Genomic DNA, 21,968 nt, shown 5'->3' on the forward strand with positions numbered 1-21,968 from the left:
CACCGGCCCAGGGTGTCACGGCGGGTCCGGCCGGTGTGGGTACCCGCCTCCGGCATGCGGATGACACGCCGGGAGAGCCCTCCAGGCCAGAACTTTAGGCGTTTTTATGACATTTGACGGGAGTAGCGGTGCGCCTCTGCCGCGATTTCGGTCGGTGACCTGGCAAGGTGTCGGACGAGTGCGGTCCGGGCTGAGGGTTAACACCGGGCGCCCCGGTGCCGATGAAGATGCGGTGCCGGGGGAAGCCGGTGTCGAGGACACGGATCGAGGAGGCGAGATGATGGAGCGGGACGAGTCGTTTCCGCGTACCGACAGCGAAGCCCCCCTCGACGACATGCCGGCGGTCACGCCGGCCGACGAGGAGCCTGTCGACAACGAGGTCACCGGGCGGGTCGGTTGCCGGACCGAACTGCGCGGATGGGCCGGCGCACATCTGCACGGCGCGGTGCGGCCACGGCGTCGTGCAGCCGGGCGAGGCCGGCCTCCGGGCCGTTGGTGCTGATTCTCTTGGGGGTACGCGTCAGCCGCCGTCGCATCTGACGCCACACCTCCCCCGGTCGTCCCCGAACGAGTGAGCGGAAGCCTGTTTCGGGCGCGTTTCCCGGGCCGCGGGGTCCGGGCCTGATCAGGTTGTCGCGGTGGACGACAAGAGGCGGCTGATTCTCGACCAGGCACTCGCTCTCGTGGACGAGCGCGGACTCGCGGCCATGTCGATGCGGGCGGTCGCCGAACGTGTCGGGCTCACCTCGATGGCGTTGTACCCGTACGTCGGTGGCAAGGACGCCCTGCTCGACGGCCTCGTCGACCTGCTCAACCTGGAGTTGGGCTCGGCGGTCGGCGGCGATCTCGCGGACATCGACTGGCGACGCCGGCTGCGTGCCCTCGGGCGGGCGGTTCGCGCGCTGGCCGGGGCGCATCCGAGTGCTTTCCCGCTGCTGCTCAACCGGTCGGCGGCGGGCGCGTCGGCGTCGTGGCTGACCGCGGCGCTGCGCGGGGTGCTGCACGATGCGGGCGTGCCGCCGGCGGGGGTGCCCCGGATGGCCCGGATGATCTGCGCGTTCCTGCTCGGCTACACCACCGGGGAGGTGACCGGTGGCCTGCCCGCGGCGCCCGTTCCCATCCCACCCGTAACTCCCGGCCCGGAACCCGGCCCCGCCCCGCCCCGGACCTCCCGGTTCGCCACGGCCTCCATCGGGCAGCCTCCCGAGCCGGCGTATGCGGAGCGGGTAGATCCCGAGCCGGCGTATGCGGAGCGGGCAGATCCCGGGCCGGCGTATGCGGAGCAGGTGGATCCCGGGCCGAAGGATATCGAGCGGGCGGATTCTGGACTGACGGACCCTGATCAGGAGGAGCCCGATCCGGCCGCCGTCCGGGCGCGCGCCGACGCCGAGTTCGACGCCGACCTCGATGATCTGGTGCGCCTGGTCGAGTGCGCTCTCCCGTACCCGAGAAAGGTCTGAAAGGGCCTGCGCGGAAAAGCGACCGGGCCCGGCCGATGAGTCGGCCGGGCCCGGTGATGTGCGTGGTGTGGCTAGATCCGCCGGCGGATCAGGAACGCCATGCCGGCCAGGCCGACCATGATCGCCAGCAGGACCGCGCCGTTCAGCAGGAACAGCTGGCGGAACTCGGTGAACGCGTCGTTGACGGTGTCCATCGGGTCGACTGCCTTGATGTCCTCGCCGAAGCCGCCGCCGATGCCGCCGTTGACGACGTCCGGCTTGGCCTCCAGCGGGGCCCCGCCGAGGCGCAGCGCCTCGGACATGGACAGCCGTCCGTAGAACCAGCCGGCGGTCTTCTTGCCGGAAGGCTGCTTGGCCGGCCGGTAGGCCCGGGGGCCGCCGGTCGCCAGCGGGTAGAGGTCGTAGACCTGGCTGGGCGATTCCTTGACCAGCAGGGTGACCGTGTATTTCGGTCCGAGTTCCGACGATTTCGGCGCCGTGGTCTGCGGCTTGGCCGCGGACAACCAGCCGACCTCGCTGAACAGCATCTGGAACAGGCGAGGCTGAGCCTCCTCCTGCACCATGATCTCCTCGGCGATCTCCTTGCCATCGATCTTGATCGCCGTGGGTTTCGTCGTTTTCGGCGCGGCGTGTGCCGCGCCCGGCACGACGCCGAGCAGTAGCGCGAACGTCACCATCAAGGCTCCGACCGCGGACACCGCCCTCGTGACCGTCCCTCGCACCATCCGACCTCCCGCCCCGTGTGGATGGACATGGACCAGTGAACACGCTGCTCATGAACCGGCGGTAGCGCCGGTGCGAAGGCCCAGGTCTCCAGCCTCCCCGGACACCGCCCCGCGCGCATCTCGAGGCAGGGTGAATTGGAGCCATGAGGGGGGACGGAGCCGGAACGGCCGTTGATCAGCCGCCGAATAGTACCCATGTCGTGCAACCGGCGGGGGCAGCGGTCACCCTGGTAGCGGACAGTTTCGTCCCGTTCGACGACCGGTGGTGTTCCCCGGTCGTCGAACGCGACTATTGTCGGCGAATCAGGACGAAAGCTTCGCCAGGGCGGCGTCCAGGCGGGTGATGGTGCGCTCCCGGCCGAGGGCCTCGAGCGACTCGAACAGCGGCAGACCGATGGTGCGCCCGGTCGCGGCGACCCGGACCGGCGCCTGAGTCTTGCCCAACTTGAGACCTCGGGCCTCGCCGACCTGCTCGAGAGCCGCCTTCAGCGCGTCGGCCGACCACTCCGGCAGCGCGGCGAACGCGGCGGACGTGGCGGTCAGGATGTCCGCCGCGCCCTCCTTCATCGCCTTGGCCCAGGAGGCCTCGTCGTGCACCGGCTCGTCGAGGAAGAGGAAGTCCACATAGTCGACGATCTCGGAGAGCACCGCGATGCGGGTCTGCGCCAGCGGGGCGATCGCGGCGAACACCGCGATGTCGAACTTCGCGGTCTCCCAGCGCGGGGCCGGGATGGTGTCGGTGCCACTCAGCCAGGGCGCGCAGACCTGGATGAACTCGTCCTGGGTGAGCGCCCGGATGTACTCGCCGTTGAACGCCCGCAGCTTCTTGACGTCGAAGAACGCCGGCGCGTGGTTGACGTCCTCGATCCGGTACTCCTCCTCGACGACCGACCACGGGACGATCTCCCGGTCGCCGGTGGGCGCCCAGCCGAGCAGCATCAGGTAGTTGCGCATCGCGGCGGCGAGGTAACCCTCGTCGCGGTAGGACTCCAGGGCGACCTTGTCGCGGCGCTTGGAGAGTTTCTGCCGCTTCTCGTTGACGATCACGGGGACGTGGCCCCAGACCGGCGGCGTGACACCCAGCGCCTCCCAGAGCAGCTGCTGCTTGGGGGTGTTCGGCAGGTGCTCCTCGGCGCGGAACACGTGGGTGATGCCCATGCTCATGTCGTCGACCACGTTGGCCAGCAGGAACACCGCCGAGCCGTCGCTGCGGGCGATGACGAAGTCCTCGATCAGCTTGTTCTCGAAGGTGGGCTTGCCGCGGACCAGGTCGATCACCACGGTCTCGCCGGTGTCCGGCGTGCGGAAGCGCAGGGCGCGACCCTCGCCGGGGCCGAGCGCGCGCTCACGGCAGAACCCGTCGTAGCCGGTGTGGGTGTTGCCGGTCCGCGCGATCACGTCGTCGCGCTTGCAGTCGCAGTAGTACGCCTTGGCCTCGCCGTAGAGCCGGGTGGCGGCGGCGGTGTGGTCGGCCGCGTAGGAGGACTGGTAGTAGGGGCCCTCATACGTCCCGCGTTCGATGCCGATCCAGTCGAGTGCCGAGATGATGCCCTCGGTCCACTCCGGCTTGTTGCGGGCTGCGTCGGTGTCCTCGATCCGGAGCACGAACACCCCGCCCTGTTGCTGGGCGTAGATCCAGTTCTGCAGCGCCGACCGGGCGCCGCCGACGTGGAACATGCCGGTGGGGGAGGGTGCGAAACGTACGCGAACAGTCACCGCCCCAGACTACCCAGGGCCGAAAGCCGTTTCCGCCCGGCATCGTGGGATGCCGGGCGGAAACGCCGGATCAGACCGTGAAGCGGCCGACCAGCCCGTCGAGACGCTGGGCGGTCTTGGCCAGCTCGTCGGCGGCCTGGTGCGAGATGGTGACCGACTCGCGGGTGCTCTGCATCGCGCCGCTGACCGTGCCGATGCCCTCCGCGATGTCCCGGCTGCCGCCGGCCGCCTCGGAGATGTTGCGGGCCATCTCGGCGGTGGTGGCCGCCTGCTCCTCGACCGCCGCCGCGATCGCCGTCTGGTAGTCGTTGACCTGGGCGATCCGCTGCGAGATCGCGTCGATCGCCTGGACCGCGCGGGCGGTGTCCGAGTCGATGGCGGCGACCCGGGAGGTGACGTCCTCGGTGGCCCGGGCGGTCTCCTGGGCCAGCTCCTTGACCTCGTTGGCGACGACCGCGAAGCCCTTGCCGGTCTCGCCGGCCCGGGCCGCCTCGATGGTGGCGTTCAGGGCGAGCAGGTTGGTCTGCTCGGCGATGGTGGCGATCAGCTGCACCACGTCGGTGATCTTCCCGGTGGAGGCGCGCAGCTCGGTGATGACGTCCGCCGCGGCCGCGGTGAGGCCGACACCGTCCCGGCCGGCCTGCGCCGCCTCCTGGGCGTTGTGCGAGATCTCGCCGATCGACGCGCCCATCTCCTCGGCGCCGGCGGCCACCGTCTGCACCACGTGCGAGACGGTGTCCGCCGCGTTGCTGACCGTGCCGACCCGCTCGGCGGCGGTGTCCGCCGCGTACGTCAGCTCGCTGCCGGTGGTGGCGACCTGCTGGGCGGTGTTGGACACCTCGGCCGACGCGGAGGTCACCTCCTGCATCACCGTGCGCAGCTGGGCCGAGGCGGTGTTCAGCGCGGTGGCCGCCTCGCCGATCTCGTCGGTGCCCTTGTCGTTCACCGTGACGGTCAGGTCCCGGTCGGCGAGTCGGCGCAGCGCACCGGTCAGGCCGCTGATCCGCCCGGCGATCCGGGACGCCTGCCACCAGGCCACGGCCGCGCCGAGCAGGGCGAGCAGCACGGCGGCGACCACGAACCAGGTGAGCATCGCGCTGCGGCCGTCGCGGACCACGGTCACCGCGGTGGCGGAGTCCGGCCCGTAGCCGCCGACCGCGACCGCCCACTGGTACGGCGCGTAGTAGGCCACCGTGATGGTGGTCGACGCGGGTTCACCGCCGGCCGCTCCGGCCAGTTTGTAGGTGCCCTGCCACGTCTGGCCGTCGGTGAGGGAGGGCGCCGCGGCCACGATCTCCTGGACGTACGTGACACCGTTGGCGTCGGTCGCGTCGAGGAAGGTCTGGCCGACCGCGGCCTCGATGCTGGAGGCGACCACCCGGCCGGCGTCCGCGGCGGCGGTGCTGTACGTGGCGAGCCAGCCGTTGGTCTGGATCGTCGTCTCGCCGATCGCCGAGGTCAGGGTCTCCAGTGCGGAACTCTGCGGCACGCCGACGAAGAGCGCGCCGATCACCGTGTTGCCGCTCTTGATGGGCTCGTAGACGGTGATGTACGGCGTACCGACCACCGAGGCGACACCGCGGTAGGTCTTGCCGGCCTTGATCGCGGTGTACACCGCGTTGGCCTTGCCGTCGGCGGACGACGGGATGTACGTGCCGATCGCCCGGGTGCCCTTGGCGGACTTCACCGTGGTGGCGATCCGCAGCAGGCCGGTGTCGCCGTTCATCATCTGGAAGATGGTCACGTCGGCGCTGGTCAGTTGTTTGACCCGGTCGACGTAGGGCGTGGTGACCTTGAGGTTGGTGTTCTGCCCGAGCGCCTTGCCGTCGATCGCCATGCGGGGCAGGGTGACGCTCTTCGCCGTCGTGGTCACCTGGTTGATCGCCGACCAGGTGTAGGTCCCCGCGGTCTTGACCATTCCACCGAGCTGCGAAAGCAGGCCGGAAGCGGTCGTCATGCTGGCGTCGACGCCGTTCTGCACCTCGTCCCCGACCGTCTGGACCAGGGTGCTGGCGTCCTTGGCGCTCGCCGCCAGCGAGGCCTGGTTCTGCTTCAGCACCTCCTTCTCGGTGCTTTCGGCGAACTCGGCGCTGCGCCAGGCGCCGACCAGGACCAGCACGAGGGCGGTCGCCAGGACGCTGCCGAGTCCGAGAAGAAGCAGTTTGTGACTGATGCGAAGGCTCACAAAGGGTGTATCGGCGAATTACTCCCGGCAATGAGCGAAGCCCGCCGCATGCACGGCGGGCTTCATCACATCGTGATCGGTTCAAGCGCGGCGATCAGCTGTCGCCACCGGTCTCGCCCACCGGCGCCGCGTTGACGTCGTCGATCGCGTACTTCTTGGCGGCCTCGGCCGGCACGTGCGCCGGGATCTTGCCCTTGAGGGCCAGTTCCCGCAGGGTCGCGACGGTGACCGACTCGCCGTCCACGTGGAAGTGGCGGCGCAGTGCGTGCCGGGTGTCGCTCATGCCGAAACCGTCGGTGCCCAGCGAGGTCCAGCCGTTCGGCGCCCACCGGGCGATCAGGTCCGGAACCGCCCGCATCCAGTCGCTGACGGCCACCGCGGGACCCTCGGTGTCCTCCAGCTTCTGCAGGACGAACGGCTTGCGCGGGGTGTCGCTCGGGTGGAGCAGGTTGTGCTCCTCGGCCTCGATCGCGTCGCGGCGCAGCTCGGTCCAGGAGGTGACCGACCAGACGTCGGCGCTCACGCCCCAGTCCTGAGCCAGCAGCTCCTGGGCCTTGAGCGCCCAGCGCATGCCGGTGCCGGAGGCGAGCAGCTGCGCCTTCGGGCCGGTGGTCGACGGACCCTCGCTGTACCGGTAGATGCCCTTGAGCAGGCCCTCCCGGTCCACGTTCGCGGGCTCGGCGGGCTGAAGCGCCGGCTCGTTGTAGATCGTGAGGTAGTAGAAGATGTTCTCCTGCTTCTCGCCGTACATCCGGTGGAGGCCGTCCTCCATGATGTGCGCGATCTCGTACCCGAACGCTGGGTCGTACGACACGACAGCCGGGTTCGTCGCCGCGATCAGCAGCGAGTGCCCGTCCTCGTGCTGCAGGCCCTCACCGTTGAGCGTGGTCCGCCCCGCGGTCGCGCCGAGCAGGAAGCCCCGGGTCATCTGGTCCGCGGCCGCCCACAGCTCGTCCGCGGTCCGCTGGAAGCCGAACATCGAGTAGAAGATGTACAGCGGGATCATCGGCTCGTCGTGCGTCGCGTACGACGTACCGGCGGCGATGAAGCTCGCGGTGGAACCGGCCTCGTTGATGCCCTCGTGCAGGATCTGGCCGTTGGTCGCCTCCTTGTAGGACAGGAACAGGTCCCGGTCCACGGAGGTGTAGTTCTGGCCGTGCGGCGAGTAGATCTTCTTGGTCGGGAAGAGCGAGTCCATGCCGAAGGTACGGGCCTCGTCCGGGATGATCGGCACCCACCGGGCGCCGAACTCCTTGTCCTTCATCAGGTCCTTGAGCAGGCGGACGAAGGCCATCGTGGTGGCGACCTTCTGCTTGCCGCTGCCCTTCTTGAGGAAGCTGAACGCGTCGGAGTTCGGGATCGCCAGCGACTTGGCCTTGGTGCGCCGGCTCGGGATGGACCCGCCCAGCTCACGACGGCGCTGCAGCATGTACTGCATCTCGTCGGACTTCTCGCCGGGGTGGTAGTACGGCGGGAGGTACGGGTTCTCCTCGAGCTGCTTGTCGCTGATGTCGAGGTAGAGCCGGTCGCGGAAGCCCTTGAGGTCGTCGAGGGTCAGCTTCTTCATCTGGTGCGTGGCGTTGCGGGCCTCGAAGTGCGACCCGAGCGTCCAGCCCTTGATGGTCTTGGCCAGGATCACGGTCGGCTGGCCGGTGTGCTCGGTGGCCGCCTTGTAGGCCGCGTAGAGCTTGCGGTAGTCGTGACCGCCCCGCTTGAGGTTCCAGATCTCGTCGTCGGTCATGCCCTCGACGAGCTTGCGGGTCCGCTGGTCACGGCCGAAGAAGTGCTCCCGGACGTACGCCCCGGACTCGCCCTTGTAGGTCTGGTAGTCACCGTCGGGCGTCACGTTCATCAGGTTGCGCAGCGCGCCGTCGGCGTCCGCCTCGAGCAGGGTGTCCCACTCGCGGCCCCAGACGACCTTGATGACGTTCCAGCCGGCGCCGCGGAAGAAGCCCTCCAGTTCCTGGATGACCTTGCCGTTGCCGCGGACCGGCCCGTCGAGGCGCTGCAGGTTGCAGTTGACCACGAAGGTGAGGTTGTCGAGCTCCTCGCGGGCGGCCACGCCGATCGCGCCGAGCGACTCGACCTCGTCCATCTCACCGTCGCCGAGGAACGCCCAGACGTGCTGCTGGCTGGTGTCCTTGATGCCGCGGTTGTGCAGGTACCGGTTGTACCGGGCCTGGTAGATCGCGTTCATCGGGCCCAGGCCCATGCTGACGGTCGGGAACTCCCAGAAGTTCGGCATCAGGCGCGGATGCGGGTACGACGGGAGACCGCCACCGGGGTGGCTGAGCTCCTGCCGGAAGCCGTCGAGCTGGTCGGTGCTGAGCCGGCCCTCGAGGTAGGCCCGCGCGTACATGCCGGGGGAGGCGTGACCCTGAAAGAAGATCTGGTCGCCGCCGCCGGGGTGGTCCTTGCCGCGGAAGAAGTGGTTCATGCCGACCTCGTAGAGGCTGGCCGACGACGCATACGACGAGATGTGCCCGCCGACGCCGATCTCCGGGCGCTGCGCGCGGTGCACCAGCATCGCGGCGTTCCACCGGACGTAGGCGCGGATCCGCCGCTCGACGAACTCGTCACCGGGGAACCAGGGTTCGTCCTCGGGAGCGATCGTGTTGATGTAGTCGGTGGACCTCAGCGGCGGAACGCCGACCTGTCGCTCCCGGGCCCGTTCCAGCAGCCGCAACATCACGTACCGGGCTCTTTTGGTGCCCCGTTCGTCGATGACTCCGTCCAGCGACTCGACCCACTCGGTGGTTTCCTCGGGGTCGATGTCCGGAAGCTGGCTCGGCAGGCCGTCGCTGATCACCGGGCGCTTGCGCTCCGTGGCCACAGGCATTACCTCTTGGTTGAGTGTCGGGAACCGGGCGACCTAGGTGGCGAATCGCTCGGAATAGGCTTCCATCCTGCCCCCTCACGGTGGGCCTCGTCACGCCTACCCGAGGTGTCAGCGACGCGGGACACATGTACTGACCAGTAATTTGCCGGTTCCGGGGCGACTGGCAGGCAAAAGAGGTACCGTCCGGCCCTTGCCCGCGGGCCCGGTCCGGCGTGGCGGGACCCCCGGACGGCCCTCATGGGACGGACGGCGCGCTCCGGCGCGTACCCCCGGAAGGGGATCTCACCCCGCCAGGAAGGAGAAACGCACCTGGCGTGTGGGGTTGTCGCCGTTGGTGTCGACCAGGCAGATCGACTGCCAGGTGCCGAGCGCGATCCGCCCGCCGATCACCGGCAGTGAGGCGAACGGGGTGATCCAGGCGGGCAGCACGTGGTCGCGGCCGTGACCGCGCGAACCGTGCCGGTGCTGCCAGATGTCCTCGGTGGGCAGCAGCCGGTCGATCGCGGCCAGCAGGTCGTCGTCAGAGCCGGCGCCGGTCTCGATGATCGCGATGCCGGCCGTCGCGTGCGGCACGAAGACGTGCAGCAGGCCGTCCTTCTCGGAGGCCACGAAGGACCCCGCCTCGGCGGTGATGTCCCGGACCACGGGCGAGCCACCGGTCCGGACAGTGATCAGTTCAGTGCGCATGTGTCATGTATAGAGATCGAGCCGGAACACTTCCGCACTGGCAGGGTTCGCGCGGTTCGGCAATGCTGAATCGCGTGACCACCCCGCAAAACCTCGACGAGCGGTTCCGCGACGCGGTCTCGGCCCTGCCTCTCCCCGCCACGTCGCGTGCCCCCGGCGACCCGGTCCGTGACGGTGTCACGTTGACCGGCGACCAGGCCCGCGAACTCTTCGACGCCCAGCTCACCAGCCGTCACCTCGACCTCGCCGCGCGCTGGCTGCGCAGCTTCAACGAGGGCTTCCACAGCCTCGGCTCGGCCGGTCACGAGGGCAACGCCGCGGTCGCCGCGGCGCTGCGCGGCGATGATCCCGCCCTCCCGCACCATCGATCGACAGCATTCTTCTGTGTACGCGCGGCGCGCGGTCCCGCAGCGGACCCGTCCCTCGAGGAGGCCGCCCGTGACGTTCTGCGCGGTGTCGTCGCGTCGGTCCGCGACCCCGGCTCCGGCGGCCGCGACTTCACCCTGGGCAGCCCCGCCCTGCACCTGATCCCGGCGGTCGGCGGGCCCGGCGCCCACCTGCCCCGGGCCGCCGGACTGGCCCGGGTGCTGGCCCGCGCCGCCGGCACTCCCTGGCCGGACGACGCCATCGTGGTCGCCTCGTTCGGCGACGACGGCCTGTCCGGGCCCGGTGCGACCGCCGCCCTGCACTCGGCCGGCTGGGACGAGCGTTCCGGTGTGCCCCTGCCGCTGCTGCTGGTCTGTGAGGACGACACCCCCGGCGGCCCCGAGCCGGACGGCTGGGTCGCCGCGTCCCTGCGCGCCCGGCCCGGCCTGCGGTACTCGTTCGCCGACGGCTGCGACCCCGCCGCGGTGTACGACGCGGCGGCCGATGCGGCGGCGTTCGTCCGCGCCGAACGCCGTCCCGCCCTGCTGCACCTGTCCACCGTCCGGCTGCTCGGCGGCCCCGGCGAACCGGACACCACCCCGGGTCTCGACCGGGACCCGCTGATCGTCGCCGCCGGCCTGCTGGTCGCCGCCGGCCTGCTCACCCCCGACGAGACGATCAGCCGGTACGACGAGGTGGGCTGGCAGGTCCGCAAAGCCGCCGAGGAGGTCCTCGGCGAACCGAAGCTGGCCTCCCTCGCCGAGGTGGCCGCCACGCTGGCCCCACGACGGCCGCTGCGGGTCGCACACGCCGTGACCGAGTCCGCGACCCGGGCTGCCGGTCCGGGACGCTCCGGCCGTCTGAGGGCCTTCGGCGGGCGTCTGCCCGAGGACGCCGGGCCGATGACACTGGCGCAGACCGTCAACGCCACCCTCACCGACGCGCTGCTCGCCGACCCGGGACTTCTGGTCCTCGGGCCGGGCACCACCCGCGGCGGGCGGCACGGGGTCACCACCGGGCTGCGCGAGCACGCCCCGGACCGGGTGCTGGACACCCTGCCGGACACCACGACCATCCTCGGCACGGCCCTCGGCGCCGGGCTCGCCGGCATGCTGCCGGTGCCCGAACTGACCGGCCAGGCCGACCTGGACACCGGCATCGACCAGTTGCGGGCCGAGGCGACCGGGATGGCGTTCCTGTCCGCCGGGGCCTACCGGAATCCGCTCGTCCTGCGGATCCCGGCGTTCGCCCAGCCACTCGCCCCCGGCGGCCGGCTCGCCAACGACAACACCGTCGCCGCGCTGCGCGACGTGCCCGGCCTGGTCGTCGCGGTGCCCGCCCACCCGGTCGACGCCGCGCCGATGCTGCGCACCTGCCTGGCGGCGGCACGGGCCGACGGGACGGTCTGCGTCTTCCTCGAACCGGTCGCCCTCTACCCGACGAGGGACCTCTATCAACAAGGCGACAACGAGTGGCTGGCGCCCTATCCGGCCCCCGGAACCTGGTCCGAGGACCACGTGCCGATCGGCCGGGCACGCACCTACGGGCTGGGCACCGCCCAGGATCTGACCATCGTGACGTACGGCAACGGGGTGCGGATGTCGCTCCGTGTCGCTGCCCAACTCGCCGCCGAGGGGTACGGTTCCCGAGTGGTGGATCTCAGGTGGCTCAGCCCGCTCCCCGCGGCTGACCTGGTCCGAGAGGCCTCGGCAACCGGGCGGGTGCTGATCGTCGACGAGACCCGGCGATCCGGCGGCGTCGGCGAGGGTGTCCTCGCGGCCCTGGTGGACGGGGCATTTGTCGGATCCGTACGCCGAGTGGCCGCGGCTGACTCACCCGTTCCGCTCGGACCAGCAGCCCAACAGGTTCTCGTGGGAGAGGATGCCATCACACAGGGTGCCCACACGCTGCTGGCGCGGTAAATTGCCACACACTCGGTGCGCCACTTGCGCCCGAGCCCCGGAGTGTGTGGACTACCCCCAGGTTCCGGTGCATTTTCCACGGATTTCAGGCTAGGAGGATTTGGACAGTGAGCGCGACCGCGGGTCAGGCCGACGGCGTACGCAGCCTGGCGGACCGGTTCGGCTTCGAGCCGAACATGGTGGTCATGGAGATGGGTTACGACGACGACGTCGACGAGGATCTCCGTGACGCCCTGACCGAACGCGTTGGAGAGTTGGTCGAAGAGGACACCGACGAGGTCGTCGATGCGGTGCTGTTGTGGTACCGCGACGGCGACGGTGACCTGTTCGAGATTCTCACCGACGCCCTCGGCCCCCTCGCCGACAACGGTGTGGTGTGGCTGCTGACCCCGAAAGCCGGCCGCGACGGACACGTCGAGCCGAGCGAGATCAGCGAGTCGGCCCCCACCGCGGGGCTGCAGCAGACCTCGACGGTGAACGCCGGCAAGGACTGGACCGGCGCACGCCTGGTCACCCCCCGGGGCGCCAAGAAGAAGTAGCGACACTGCCACCTCGCCGAGGTCGGCGTCCGCCCAGGCCTAAGCTGAGCGGATGCCGATCTCTGTTGGCGTGCCCGCGCCCGACTTCACCCTCAAGGACCAGAACAACCAAGAGGTGAGGCTGGCCGACTTCCGGGGACGCAAAGCCGTCCTGCTGATCTTCTACCCGCTCGCCTTCAGCCGTCGCTGCCACGGCGAGCTCACCGAGATCCAGCAGAACCTTCCGGCGTACGCGAACGACGACGTCCAGGTGCTGACCGTCAGCGTGGACTCGTTCTTCAGCCACAAGGTGTGGGCCGACCAGGAGGGATTCGACTTTCCCCTCCTCGCCGACTTCTGGCCGCACGGCGAGGTGGCCCACGCCTACGGCGTCCTCGACGAGCAGGCCGGGGTGGCCGTCCGCGGCACGTTCCTCATCGACCGCGACGGCATCATCCGCTGGGCCGAACACGCCGAGATAGGCAAGTCCCGCGACCAGCAGTCCTGGCGCGACGCCGTCGCCGCCCTCGGGTAAGATTGGCGGCTCCGGCCGGTTTGTGGTCTGTGCCGGGCGCGTAGCTCAGTGGGAGAGCACCCGCCTTACAAGCGGGGGGTCGTAGGTTCGAAACCTACCGCGCCCACGAGCTCGGGCGGATTGTGTCCGCGGAATGCGCGGACCTTGGTCGCTCGTCTTGTCTGCTCCGGGGGCCGAGCCCCCGGACGCCCCGCGTTATCGCTTGCTGCCGGCTTTCTGTTCGGTTGCTGCCTGGCTTTCGTCTGATCGACGTCGGCTTTCGCCTCCACTACCCAGGTCTGTTGCGGGATTCTCCGGCGGGGTCTCCGCGTGTCGGGTGGGTCTCGGGTTCGGCTTATTGGCGGGTCAGCCCATCGGCGGCTGAGTGCAGTGGTTTGCGGCTGAGCCGGGGCTGCCTCTGGAGCCGGGCGTCCCGTGCGGCGGGTCGCGTGGTCGTCAGTGTTGCGATTCCTGCTCTTGTTCCGGACGAGAAACACCGCCTTGCCGCCATCATTTCCTGGGGAGCGGGTCCCTGGGTGTCGGCGTGTTTTCGTCACAGAGCTTTCAATGCCACTCCGCCTACTCCGGGTGGCGATGACCAGGTGTTACGCGATCACCGCTTTGTGCCGACCCTGCGGCAGCTCATGACGCCCGATACGTCGCTGTGTTCGCAGAGCTGCTCGGGGTTCAGTTGCTCGTTGTGGTACTGCTCCCGGCCGATGACCGACCTGGGGCGGACGGCGGACGAGGGCCGGGCGGTATTCGGGGCCTGGCGGCAGACCGGGGCGGACGGCAGACCGGGGCCGGGCGGCATGTCGGGCATCCCGGCCGTCGCCCACGGTTCGCCCGAGACGCCGACAACTCTCGGCGACGGTGACGGCCGTCGTTCAGGGCCGTTTTCGGCTTGCGGATGGACCGTGTTCGACGGCTCGCCTGACCCGGCCGTCGGCTGTGGTTCGTCTGTGAGTCGGATACGGCCGTGGGTGACGGCTGGGTGATCCCGGGCCGTCGGTCATGGCTGGTTCTTGTCCGGCGAACAGCCATGACCGACGGCTGGACTGTCTCGGCCGTCGTCTGCGGCTGCGGCTGCGGCTGCGGCTGCGGCTGCGTCTCGGCCGTCGTCTGCGGCTGCAGGACCGCGGGCTTCGGCTACCGGAGCCGGTCACGTCGGTCGGGCGTCGGCATCGGTTCGCCGACGGGTTCGAATCCTGGCGTGCCGATCGGTGGCGATCAGTTCCGGGAAGGCGCCGACGTCGAAGGCCGGAACGAGATCCCACGAAACCAGTGACTACCGGAGCCGGGCGGTTCCCGGCACCGGAGCCCTGGCGTCCAGCCGGGCGGTTTCCGATACCGGAGCCCTGGCGTCCAGCCGGGCGGTTCCCGGCACCGGAGCCCCGGCGTCCAGCCGGACGGGTCAGTAGCGGAACGTGCCGACCGTGGTGCGGAGGTTCTCGACCACGGTGGAGACGGTCGACGTGGTGCGGGCGGCCTCCGCGGCGGCCTCCGACGTCGAGGAGGCGCCGCCGGCCACCTGGGAGATGTTGCCCGCTATCAGGTTGGCGCCGGATGCCGCCTCGGAGACGTTGCGGGACATCTCGTTGGTGGTGGCGGTCTGTTCCTCGACGGCGGAGGCGATCGTGGTGGAGTAGTCGCTGATCTTGGTGACGATCTCGCCGATGGTGGAGATGGCGTCCACGGCGGCGGTGGTGCCGGACTGGATGGCGGCGACCCGCTGGGTGATGTCCTCGGTGGCCTTCGCGGTCTCCTGGGCCAGCTCCTTGACCTCGCCGGCGACGACCGCGAAGCCCTTGCCGGACTCGCCGGCCCGGGCCGCCTCGATGGTGGCGTTCAGGGCGAGCAGGTTGGTCTGCTCGGCGATGCTGGTGATCAGGGCGACCACGTTCTCGATCTCGGAGCTGGAGTCGGCGAGTGCGGTGACCGTGCCGCGGGCGGTGGCGGCGATGTTGACGGCGGTGTTGGCGACCTGGGCGGCTTCGGCGGCGCTCTGGGCGATCTCCCGGATCGAGGCGGTCATCTGCTCGCTGCCCGCGGACAGGGTGGAGATGTTGCGGGAGACGTCCTCGGCGGCGTCGCTGGCGGCGGAGGCCTGACCGTTCGTCTCGCCGGCGTTCGCGGACATCTCGGTGGTCATCGCGCTCAGCGTGTGGACCGAACCGCCCAGGGTCTCGGCGGCGTTCGCCATCTCCTGCACCAGGGTCTGCACCCGGCTGATGAACCGGTTGACGGCGCGGGCCACGTCGCCGGTCTCGTCGCGGGCGGTCTCCGGCAGGCGGGCGGTCAGGTCGCCTTCGCCCTCGGCGATGTCCTCCATCCGGGTGCGCAGGCCGGTCAGCGCGGACCGGATGCCGCGGACCAGGAACCAGCCGATGCCGCCGAGCACCACGGCCGCGACGATGAGGGTCACCACGACCATGACCCGGACGCCGGTGGCCCGTTCGGCGGCGGCCTCGTCGCCGGCCGCGACCGCTTCGGCGAGTTGCTGGCGCATGGCGGCCAGTTTCTCGCCCAGCGCGTCGGAGGTCGCGGTGTCCTCGGCGATCAGCGCTTTCGCCGCGGCGGACGCCGGGTCGAGTTTCACCGCGGTCGTCATCTTCTCCTGCACCGCGGTCAGGTAGTCGCGGTAGCCGCTGACCACCTCGGCGAGCGGGGAGGACAGTGCGGTCGGCAGCGTGACGGCGGTCAGCTCGCTCAGGTCGGTCTCGATCTTCTCGACGACCGAGGTCATCAGGTTGTTGGCGGTGGTGCCCTCGGCCTCGGTGGTGGCCAGCAGCCCCCAGCTCAGCGCCAGGCTGGCCATGCTCTGCTGGAGGTCGAGGTCGATCAGCTGGGCGTTGGCGCCGTTCAGCGTCGCCTGTTCGTCGGCCTGGGCGCGCAGTGAGGTGATCGAGGTGATCGTCATGATCCCCAGGCCGGTGAGCAGGAGGATCGCCAGTACCACCATCGCGGTGATTCTGAAGGCGATGGTGGGCCGGAACCGGCCTGCTGGCACTGCTGCGGTGGTCATCGCGGGCTCCCGGACGGCGACAGGACTCCCGGTCAGGGAACCACGGCGAGGGTCGCCGGGTCGGCGGAACCCGGGAACCGGCGCGGACCGGCCCATCGGCCGGCTCGCCGCGGAGGCAACCGGCACGCAACGCGGGCGGGCTCAAGTCGGCCCGCCCGTCTCCGATCCCTTATGACACCTGCGGGACGCCCCGCAGGTGGGCGGGTCCGGCCGGTTTCCCCTCGGCGGTGCGGGCCCGCCCGGATGAGATCGACCGGCCTCGCAGCCGGGACAGATCCGGACGAACGCCCTGCCGATTCGGGATGAAGCAGCATTTTCGTGAGATAACTACCCACTCACTCATGCATATCATCCCTTCGTGTGATTCCCTGATCACCGTACGAACACGGTATCTTGCTCCTTGACATGTGTAACCGTGTTAAGCCCCGGCGGCAGCCGCCCACCACTGGTGAGGCGGCGGGCGGGCATGCCACGGTGTCAGGCCGAGCGGCGCGACGTCGACAGTTGGCGGGGCACGACGAGCGGGCCCGGCCCGCGCGCCGAACCGAACACGGCGGCGAGCGACTGCTGCACCTCACCCGCGTCGGGCAGGCGCCAGCCGGTCCGGCCGGGCGGGTTCACCCAGCGGACCGGTCCCTCGATCATCCGGCTCGGCGGTGCCGGGATCCATGAGCCGGTGCCGTGCCGGACCACGTCGAGGCGATGTTCCAGTTCGGACCGGAGCGGGCGGCCGGGTGCGACGAAGAACATCCAGCGTCCGGTGGCGGTCACCGCGACGGGCCCGGCGGCCGGGGCGAACCGGCCCATCGCGGCGGGGACCTCCAGGACGTCGAAAGTGGTGCCGGTGGTGAGCAGGACGGCGTACGGGCGCCGTCGCCACCACGCGGTGATCCGGGCGGGGTCGGTGGTCGCCGACTCGGTCCAGGTGTCGAGCGCCGGATGGCAACCGGTGATCCGGCAACCGGGGCGGCCGCAGTCGAAGTGGTGACCGGAGAGCCAGGCTCCCGGCGTGACGGACCAGCCGTGTTCCGCGTACCGCAACGCCGTGCGGCGCAGACGAAGGCGATCCAGCCGATCGAGGAGTGACGGTGGGACGAACGGTTGACGGTTGTTCCACTGCATGGCTCGATAACCCCCGGATCCGTATCCCAGCGCGACGGTCGTCGTTGGGTCGGTCAGATCCACCTACTGCAACTTGCATGAAAAACTACGAGCTTCGGTGCGCAGGAGATCACACACGCTGTGCGATCCGCACGGACGTGAACGGTCCACACTGCGGGTGACACCGGATGGCTCGACCGGCGGGTATGAAGAGCCACCGGTCGAGTGGGGAGGCACCGTGGACGAGCTGCCGATCGGCCGCCGCGTCGCCTACTGGCGGGGCCGTCGAAAAATGTCCCAGCAGGTCTTCGCGGACCGGCTGGGCAAGTCCAAGAGCTGGGTCGACAAGGTGGAACGGGGCGTCCGCCGACTCGACAAGTTCTCGGTCGTGTACGACATCGCGGATGTGCTGCAGGTCGATGTCCAGCTGCTGCTGGGCAAAGAGGTGGAGCGCAAACCGGAGACGCAGAACTGCATCGATCAGGTCGAGGTCGAGGAGATCCGCGCGGCGCTGGAGCGGTATGACCAGATGAGCGCGTTCTTCCAGGCGGTGCCGCATGCGCCGCCGCTGTCCGAGATGAAGAAGGCGGTCAGCCACGCCTGGCTGACCTATCAGCACGCGAAGTACGGCGTACTCGCGCGCACCCTGCCCAAGCTGCTGCGTGACGCGCAGGCGGCGGACAGCGCCTACGCGAACAGCGACGAGGCGTCGACCGCGGCCCACCTGCTCGGGCAGGTCTACCAGATCGCCTCGTCGGCACTGCGCAAGGTCGGCGAACACGAGCTGTCCTGGCTGGCGGCGGACCGCTCCATCGCGGTCTCGCAGCGGGCCGGCGACCAGCTGCTGGCCGGTCTGGCCAGTTACCGGGTGGGCAGTGCGCTGCTCGCGCTCGGCCGGGTCCGTCCCGCGCTCGAGGTCAACGTCAACATCGCCAACCGGCTGGCGCCGGGTCCGGAGCGTCCCCGCGGGGAACAGCTCTCGGTCTACGGCATGCTCCTGCTCAACGGGGCCATGGCGGCGGCCCGGATCGGGGACAGCGCGACCGTGCGCGACCTGCTCTGCGGCGCCGAACAGGCCTCGCTGGAGTTGGGTGGCGACTTCAACCACTACTGGACCTGCTTCGGCCCGACCAACGTGCAACTGCACCGGGTGGCGACCGCGGTCGAGCTGGGCGACGGGCGGACCGCCGTGGAGACCCACGAGCGGATCGACCTGGCGGGGTTCCACGCCATGCTGCCGGAACGCCGCGCGCACCACTACCTGGACATCGCGCGGGGCTACACGCAGATCGGCGACATGGAGAAGGCCGGCGAGATGTTGCTCGAGGGCGACCGGCTCGCCCCCGCCGAGATCCGCTGCCGGCCGCTGGCTCATGAGGTCCTTTCCGACGTGCTCCGGCGTACCCGTGGCACGCCACCGGCTCCCATCGCGGAGCTGGCCGAACAGATGGGAGTCGGGGTATGAGGTGGGTCCGCACGTGATGGTCAACCCCTCTCCCGGTGTGCTGTATGTGCTGGTGTGCGGCTCACCGATGGCCCGGGACGTCGGTATCCTCGTCGCGCTCGCTCAGGACGAGGGCTGGGAGGTCTGCGTGATCACGACGCCGGACGGGCGCAAGTTCGTCGACGTCGCGGCCCTGCAGGCCCAGACCGGCCATCCGGTCCGCTCCTCGTACAAGAGTCCCGGCGACCCGGACGTGCTGCCGGCGGCGACCGCGATGATCGTCGCGCCGGCCACCGTCAACACGGTCAACAAGTGGGCCGCCGGGATCACCGACACCCTGGTGCTGGGCCTTCTCGTGGAGGCGTACGGCTACGGCGTCCCGATCTCCGTGGTCCCGTACACCAACAAGGTGATGGCCCTGCACCCGTCGTTGCACGAGAGTGTCGCCAAGTTGCGGGACTGGGGAGTTCACGTGTTGTACGGCGACGAGTACTGCCGTCTCGGCGGCCCCGGGCAGACCGACCGTTTCCGCGGTCAGTTCCCGTGGCGCCGGGCGCTGCAGGCGGTCAGCGGCGCGGTCACGACCGCCGCGGGCCGTGTCGAGCCGGGGGCGGTCTCCTAGCCATAGCCAGCGCCGACGGCCCCGGCCCAGCGATATAGAGTTTCGCCGTGACGGACTGCACCGAGCGGAATGAGACCACCGTCCGCGATCTGGTCGGCGCCCTGGACGAGCGTTACCCGCGGGCCTGGGCCGAGTCCTGGGATCGGGTCGGTCCGGTGCTCGGCGAGTTCGACGCCACGGTCTCCCGCGTCCTCTGCGTGGTGGACTGCGTGCCGGAGACCGTCGACCAGGCGCTGGAGATCGGCGCGGACCTGATCGTCGCGCACCATCCGCTCTTCCTGAAGCCGGTGTCCTCGCTCGCGCCGGACACCTTCAAGGGCCGCCTCGTGCACCGGCTGATCCGGGCCGGGGTGGCGCTCTACACCGCGCACACCAACGCCGACGTGGCCGATCCCGGCGTGTCCGACGCGCTGGCCGCCCGTCTCGGCCTGACCGCTCTGCGCCCGCTGGCGCCCGCCGAGGGCGCGGCCGCCGGTGGAGGCCGCGGTGTGGGCCGGATCGGTGAGCTTCCCGAGCCGATCACCCTGGAGGAGCTGACCGTTCTCGCGGCCGAGCGCCTGCCGGCCACCGCCGCGGGGGTCCGCGCGGCCGGCGACCCGGGCCGGGTGATCCGCACGCTTGCCGTCTGCGGCGGTGCCGGCGACTCGTTCCTGTCCCTCGCCGCGCGTTCCGGCGCCGACGCCTACCTCTGTGCCGACCTGCGGCATCATCCGGTGAGCGAGCATCTCGCCGCCGGTGGCCCGGCTCTGCTCGACGTCGCACACTGGGCGAGCGAGCGTCCGTGGCTCGACGAGGTGGCCGCCTGGCTGCGCGGTGCGTTTCCCATCGACGTCGTGGTGTCAGACCTGGACACCGACCCGTGGACCGTCCATGCCGCCTCCGCGGCGGACCGGCCGGTTCATGCCGCTTCTGAGGAGAAGGAGAACCACCCGTGAAGGCCGCCCCGGAAGCCCAGCGCCGCCTGCTCGACCTGCAGGCCGTCGACACCGCCCTGGCCCAGCTCGCGCACCGGCTCAAGAACCTGCCGGAGATCGCCGAGATCGACGCCGCCGCCCGGGAGATCTCCGCGCTGGAGGACGAGCGGGTCCGCGCCCAGGTCGCGGTCGACGACCTGGACCGGGACATCACCCGGTTCGAGAAGGACATCGATCAGGTCCGCCAGCGCAAGGAGAAGGACCAGAAGCGCCTGGACGCCGGTGGCGCGCTGCGCGAGATCGAGGGCCTGCAGCACGAGCTGGCCACGCTGAACCGCCGGCAGTCCGAGCTGGAGGACGCCGAGCTGGAGCTGATGGAGCAGCGGGAGGCCGCGGTCGCGACGCTGGCCGAGGTGCAGGGCCGGCTGGCGTCGGCCGCCGCCCGCCGCACGGACGCCGAGCGCCGTCGTGACGAGAGTTCCACGGAGATCACCAAGGAGCGGGAGTTCAAGACGGCGGCGCGGGTTCCGCTCGCCGCGGATCTCCCGGCCGATCTGGTCACCCTCTACGACAAGATCCGGACCGAGAGCGGTCTGGGCGCGGCTCTGGTGTACGCCGGGCGCTGCGGCGGCTGCCGCATCGAGCTGTACGGCGCCGACCTGGCCCGGGTCAAGGCGGCCCCGCGTGACGACGTGGTCCGTTGCGAGGAGTGCCGCCGGATCATGGTGCGCAGCTCGGAGTCGGGCCTGTGACGGATCTGCACGTCATCGTCGAGGCAGACGGCGGGTCCCGGGGCAATCCCGGGCCGGCCGGGTACGGCGCTGTGGTCCGTGAGGCGGCCACCGGTGAGGTCCTGCTGGAGCGGTTCGCCTCGCTCGGCGTGGCCACCAACAACGTCGCGGAGTACTCCGGTCTGGTCGCCGGCCTGCAGGCCGCCGCCGAGCTGAACGCGACCCGGGTCGACGTCCGGATGGACTCGAAGCTGGTCGTCGAGCAGATGTCCGGCCGTTGGCAGATCAAGAACCCGGGTCTGCGCCCGCTCGCCGCGGAGGCGGCCGTGCTGGTCGGCAAGTTCGCCCGGGTGACGTTCGACTGGATCCCCCGGGAGAAGAACAAGGCCGCGGACGCCCTGGCCAACCGGGCGATGGACGAGGCCGCCGGCAAGCCGGTGCGGGACACGATCGAGGCCTCCGCCCCGGTGCTCGGCGACACCAAGCCGCCGCTGTCCTGGGCGCCGCCGTCACTGGACAACGCCACCCGGATCATCCTGGTCCGGCACGGTTCGACGCCGTTGACCTCGGCGGGCCGCTACTCCGGCCGCGGTGACGTGCCGCTCACCGACGAGGGCGAGGCCCAGGCGATGGCCGCGGCCGGGCGGGTGGCCGGCATCTGCCGCGACGTCACGGCCGTCCTCAGCTCACCCCTTCAGCGGTGTACGCGGACCGCCGAGCTCATCTCGGCCGAGGTGGGCGGACTGCCGGTGACCGTGATGGACGACCTGATCGAATGCGATTTCGGGGCGTGGGAGGCCCGCACCTTCGCCGAGGTGCAGGAGGGCTGGCCGGACGAGATGGCGGCGTGGATGGCGTCGACCAGCGTCGCCCCGCCCGGCGGGGAGTCCTTCCAGACGGTGGCGAAACGCGTCCGTGGCGTCCTGGCGACCGTGCTCAGCACGTACCCCGGAAAGACCGTGGTGATCGTCTCGCACGTCTCACCGATCAAGCTGATCCTGCGGGACGCGCTCGCGGCCGGTGACGCGTTCCTGCACCGGCTCTACCTGGACGCGGCGGGCGTCTCCACGATGGACGTGTGGCCGGACGGCAACATCGCGGTGCGGTCGGTCAACGAGACCGCCCACCTGCGTTAGACGCACCCATAGGTCAAGGAACGAGACGGTGTGCCCATTGGGCGCACCGTCTCGTCCGTTGGG

Annotated in this window: 18 protein-coding genes and 1 tRNA gene; 12 read left to right on the top strand and 7 right to left on the bottom strand. The window is 70.3% G+C overall.

The window, feature by feature from the left end; translation table 11 throughout:
• Positions 1–277 precede the first annotated feature (277 nt).
• Both WH85_RS20165 and WH85_RS53025 read left to right on the top strand, forming a co-directional pair.
• A complete protein-coding gene (locus WH85_RS20165; RefSeq protein WP_045743476.1) occupies positions 278–502 on the top strand; it encodes a hypothetical protein in 225 nt (74 codons plus the stop codon).
• Between the two features lie 136 nt (positions 503–638).
• Positions 639–1,460 carry a TetR/AcrR family transcriptional regulator gene (locus WH85_RS53025; RefSeq protein ID WP_245674015.1) on the top strand — a complete coding sequence of 274 codons (822 nt, stop codon included), beginning with the start codon at positions 639–641 and terminating at the stop codon, positions 1,458–1,460.
• 71 nt (positions 1,461–1,531) lie between these two features.
• On the opposite strand, the gene WH85_RS20175 is transcribed toward WH85_RS53025, so the two are convergent.
• The 5 genes from WH85_RS20175 to WH85_RS20195 form a co-directional block, all read right to left on the bottom strand.
• On the bottom strand, positions 1,532–2,137 hold the full coding sequence (locus WH85_RS20175; RefSeq protein WP_245674016.1) for a hypothetical protein: 606 nt from the start codon (positions 2,135–2,137) through the stop codon (positions 1,532–1,534).
• A gap of 351 nt (positions 2,138–2,488) precedes the next feature.
• Positions 2,489–3,901 (bottom strand): glutamate--tRNA ligase, encoded by a 1,413-nt coding sequence (gene gltX / locus WH85_RS20180; protein WP_083449126.1) that lies wholly within the window; start codon positions 3,899–3,901, stop codon positions 2,489–2,491.
• A 70-nt stretch (positions 3,902–3,971) separates the two neighbouring features.
• Entirely contained in the window at positions 3,972–6,086 is a 2,115-nt protein-coding gene (locus tag WH85_RS20185; protein ID WP_045743479.1) for a methyl-accepting chemotaxis protein, read from the bottom strand.
• 94 nt (positions 6,087–6,180) lie between these two features.
• A complete protein-coding gene (aceE, locus tag WH85_RS20190; RefSeq protein ID WP_045743480.1) occupies positions 6,181–8,919 on the bottom strand; it encodes a pyruvate dehydrogenase (acetyl-transferring), homodimeric type in 2,739 nt (912 codons plus the stop codon).
• A gap of 288 nt (positions 8,920–9,207) precedes the next feature.
• The gene (locus WH85_RS20195; RefSeq protein ID WP_045743481.1) at positions 9,208–9,612 is read right to left on the bottom strand and encodes a YjbQ family protein; all 405 of its coding nucleotides are present in this window, start codon (positions 9,610–9,612) and stop codon (positions 9,208–9,210) included.
• Positions 9,613–9,674: 62 nt separating this feature from the next.
• Between WH85_RS20195 and WH85_RS20200 the strand changes: the two genes are divergently transcribed.
• The 5 genes from WH85_RS20200 (at position 9,675) to WH85_RS47115 (ending at position 14,220) form a co-directional block, all read left to right on the top strand.
• A complete protein-coding gene (locus tag WH85_RS20200; RefSeq protein ID WP_045743482.1) occupies positions 9,675–11,900 on the top strand; it encodes a transketolase C-terminal domain-containing protein in 2,226 nt (741 codons plus the stop codon).
• Positions 11,901–12,007: 107 nt separating this feature from the next.
• Positions 12,008–12,439, top strand: a complete 432-nt coding sequence (locus WH85_RS20205; RefSeq protein ID WP_045743483.1) for a DUF3052 domain-containing protein — start codon at positions 12,008–12,010, stop codon at positions 12,437–12,439.
• A 52-nt stretch (positions 12,440–12,491) separates the two neighbouring features.
• Positions 12,492–12,953 (top strand): peroxiredoxin, encoded by a 462-nt coding sequence (locus WH85_RS20210; protein ID WP_045743484.1) that lies wholly within the window; start codon positions 12,492–12,494, stop codon positions 12,951–12,953.
• Between the two features lie 34 nt (positions 12,954–12,987).
• A tRNA-Val gene (locus tag WH85_RS20215) sits at positions 12,988–13,059 on the top strand.
• A gap of 915 nt (positions 13,060–13,974) precedes the next feature.
• Positions 13,975–14,220 carry a hypothetical protein gene (locus tag WH85_RS47115; protein WP_052720562.1) on the top strand — a complete coding sequence of 82 codons (246 nt, stop codon included), beginning with the start codon at positions 13,975–13,977 and terminating at the stop codon, positions 14,218–14,220.
• Positions 14,221–14,346: 126 nt separating this feature from the next.
• Here the strand turns inward: WH85_RS47115 and WH85_RS20230 are convergent, their stop codons facing one another.
• Complete coding sequence (locus WH85_RS20230; RefSeq protein WP_045743487.1) at positions 14,347–15,957, bottom strand: methyl-accepting chemotaxis protein; 1,611 nt, start codon at positions 15,955–15,957, stop codon at positions 14,347–14,349.
• A 477-nt stretch (positions 15,958–16,434) separates the two neighbouring features.
• Entirely contained in the window at positions 16,435–17,079 is a 645-nt protein-coding gene (locus WH85_RS20235; protein WP_045743488.1) for a bifunctional DNA primase/polymerase, read from the bottom strand.
• Positions 17,080–17,296: 217 nt separating this feature from the next.
• On the opposite strand from WH85_RS20235, the gene WH85_RS20240 reads away from it, so the two are divergent.
• Genes WH85_RS20240 through WH85_RS20260 form a run of 5 tightly spaced genes read left to right on the top strand, consistent with a single transcriptional unit; the run spans position 17,297 to position 21,905 of the window.
• The gene (locus WH85_RS20240) at positions 17,297–18,523 is read left to right on the top strand and encodes a helix-turn-helix domain-containing protein (RefSeq protein ID WP_045743489.1); all 1,227 of its coding nucleotides are present in this window, start codon (positions 17,297–17,299) and stop codon (positions 18,521–18,523) included.
• Between the two features lie 16 nt (positions 18,524–18,539).
• A complete protein-coding gene (locus WH85_RS20245; protein ID WP_045743544.1) occupies positions 18,540–19,124 on the top strand; it encodes a flavoprotein in 585 nt (194 codons plus the stop codon).
• Between the two features lie 47 nt (positions 19,125–19,171).
• Entirely contained in the window at positions 19,172–20,059 is an 888-nt protein-coding gene (locus WH85_RS20250) for a Nif3-like dinuclear metal center hexameric protein (protein WP_045743490.1), read from the top strand.
• Positions 20,056–20,790, top strand: a complete 735-nt coding sequence (locus WH85_RS20255) for a zinc ribbon domain-containing protein (protein WP_045743491.1) — start codon at positions 20,056–20,058, stop codon at positions 20,788–20,790. The genes WH85_RS20250 and WH85_RS20255 overlap by 4 nt, the downstream gene beginning before the upstream one ends.
• Before the next feature lie 5 nt (positions 20,791–20,795).
• A complete protein-coding gene (locus WH85_RS20260; protein WP_045743545.1) occupies positions 20,796–21,905 on the top strand; it encodes a bifunctional RNase H/acid phosphatase in 1,110 nt (369 codons plus the stop codon).
• The last annotated feature ends 63 nt before the right edge of the window (positions 21,906–21,968 follow it).

Origin of the sequence: Actinoplanes rectilineatus (assembly GCF_000962825.1) — a bacterium.
GTDB classification, from domain to species: Bacteria; Actinomycetota; Actinomycetes; order Mycobacteriales; family Micromonosporaceae; genus Actinoplanes; species Actinoplanes rectilineatus.